This window comes from Mesorhizobium sp. M7A.F.Ca.CA.001.08.2.1, assembly GCF_003998455.1.
Taxonomy (GTDB): Bacteria; Pseudomonadota; Alphaproteobacteria; order Rhizobiales; family Rhizobiaceae; genus Mesorhizobium; species Mesorhizobium ciceri.
In genome coordinates this window covers 1-2,206 of sequence record NZ_RZPW01000916.1, presented here as the reverse complement: position 1 = coordinate 2,206, position 2,206 = coordinate 1, and the positions used below count along the sequence as shown (strand labels likewise).

3 protein-coding genes are annotated in these 2,206 nt (G+C 58.6%); all 3 read right to left on the bottom strand.

Features of this window, described 5'->3' with window-relative positions:
• A partial coding sequence (locus tag EN914_RS32875; RefSeq protein ID WP_127389563.1) for a cytochrome c occupies positions 1-317 on the bottom strand: 317 nt, incomplete at its 3' end.
• Positions 318-473: 156 nt separating this feature from the next.
• Complete coding sequence (locus tag EN914_RS32870) at positions 474-1,073, bottom strand: superoxide dismutase (protein ID WP_013532667.1); 600 nt, start codon at positions 1,071-1,073, stop codon at positions 474-476.
• 106 nt (positions 1,074-1,179) lie between these two features.
• Positions 1,180-2,058, bottom strand: a complete 879-nt coding sequence (locus tag EN914_RS32865) for a branched-chain amino acid aminotransferase (protein WP_024505546.1) — start codon at positions 2,056-2,058, stop codon at positions 1,180-1,182.
• Positions 2,059-2,206: the final 148 nt, after the last annotated feature.

Below are 2,206 nucleotides of genomic sequence, written 5' to 3'. Positions count from 1 at the left end.
GCGACATATTTGGCGTTGGTGGCCTTGAAGCCGGCCATGTCTTCCCAGATCTTCGGCGACGCAGTGGTGTCGCCGGTGTCGCTGCCGGCCGGGAACAGTGCATCGGCATCGAATTTTTCCGCATTCGCCTGCAACGCCTGAAGTTGCGTCAGCACGGCCGCCGCATCAAAGGGCTCCTCGCCCTTGACCACTTTCGACAGGCCGCCGACGATCTTTCCACGCTCCTTCATTAGTGCCTGCCGGTCGAGGATCGGGTCGGCAAAGGCCGCCGAAGCCGCGAGTGCGAGCATAGAGATGGCGATAACAAGCTTTCTCATTCAATTGGCTCCATGATGAAGGCATTTCGGGACAGGACGTCAACGGATGCTACAGAGGGAAAATTCCCTTCCCCCTGATGATTTTTGCCGGACCTTTGCTCTTGCGGGACGCAGAAAAGAAAAGCCCCGGGTGATACCGGGGCTTCTGGAAATCGATCACTTCGCCTTTTCGTACAATTCCAGGACATGGTCCCAGTTGATCAGGCTGTCGACGAACGCCTCGAGATATTTCGGCCGGGCGTTGCGGTAGTCGATGTAGTAGGAGTGCTCCCAGACATCGACGCCGAGGATCGGCGACGCGCCATGGACGAGCGGGTTTTCGCCGTTCGGTGTCTTGGAGATCGCCAGCTTGCCATCCTTGACCGAGACCCAGGCCCAGCCGGAGCCGAACTGTGTCGTGCCAGCGGCAATGAAATCAGCCTTGAACTTGTCGTAACCGCCGAGATCGCTATCGACTGCCTTCTGCAACGCGCCCGGCAGCTTGTTGCCGCCGCCGCCTTTCTTCATCCACTTCCAGAAATGGATGTGGTTGTAATGCTGGGCGGCATTGTTGAAGAGGCCGGCATTCTTGCCGAACGACTGCTTGACCACCTCTTCGACCGACAGATCGCCCAAGCCGGCCTCGGCGGCGAGTTTGTTGCCGTTATCGACATACGCCTTGTGGTGCTTGTCGTGGTGATATTCCAGCGTCTCTTTCGACATGTAAGGCTGCAAGGCCTCATAGTCGTAAGGCAGAGCGGGCAATTCAAAGGCCATGGATAGTACTCCCTCGTGGAAAAATCCGGTGTCGATACCGGAGTAAGATAGGTCTGGAATGGGTTGGGACAACTCCGGATGAAGCGTCGATCGCCTTTTTATCCGCTCAAACAGCAGAAGTCGAATGCGCCCAATCCCAATAGAGTTCGCGCGCTTTTTTGGCCACCGGCCCGGGTTGCAGATTGCGATCCTCGATGCGCGTGATCGGCACCACCTTGGAATGGTTCCCGGTCGAAAAAATTTCGTCTGCTTCGAGGAAATCGCGCACCGACAGCGTCTTTTCCGTGGTCCTGAAGCCATATTCGCCGAGCAGCGCTATCGTGCGCGAGCGGGTGATGCCGGATAGGAAGGTGCCGTTCGGCGCAGGCGTAAAGACGTGGCCATCCTTGACCAGGAAGATGTTCGAGGTTCCGGTCTCGGCGACGTTGCCCAGCATATCGAGCACCATTGCGTTGTCGAAGCCGCGCATCTTGGCTTCAAGAATGGCCCTACCGTTGTTGGGGTAAAGGCAGCCGGCCTTGGCGTTGGTCGGCATGGTTTCAATGGTCGGACGCCGGAACGGCGACACGGTCACCGAAAAGCCAGTCGCCGGAATCATCGGTGATTCATAGAGGCAAAGGCAAAAGCGCGTCGAGGCGGGATCGGCCGGCACGCCCATATAGCCGCCATGCTCGGCCCAGTACATCGGCCTGATATAGACCGCCGTCTTGCCGTCGAACTTCTTCAACCCATCCCATGTCAGCCCGACGATCTTGTCGGCGCTCATGTTCGGCTTCAGGCCGAGCGCAATCGCCGAGGAATTCACCCTGGCTGCGTGGAAGTCGAGATCCGGCGCCACGCCTTCGAACCAGCGGCCGCCGTCAAAAACGCTGGTGCCGAGCCACATGGCGTGACTGCGCGGCCCCAGAATGGCGACGTTGCCTTCGTGCCAATCACCATCGACGAAAGTCCATGTCGTGGATTGCGCCGCAGCCGCCAGTGTCATCATCTCGTCCCGTCTCAATCGGTCTCGTGTGACAGCCATTGGAAGATGCTTTGGCGGGCGCCGTCAACCGGCATCATGGAGTTTTGTTGAGGCCAGTGCCGGGGCGCAATGCAATCAAAGCTTGCACCTTGTCGCGCCTGCCCTCAAA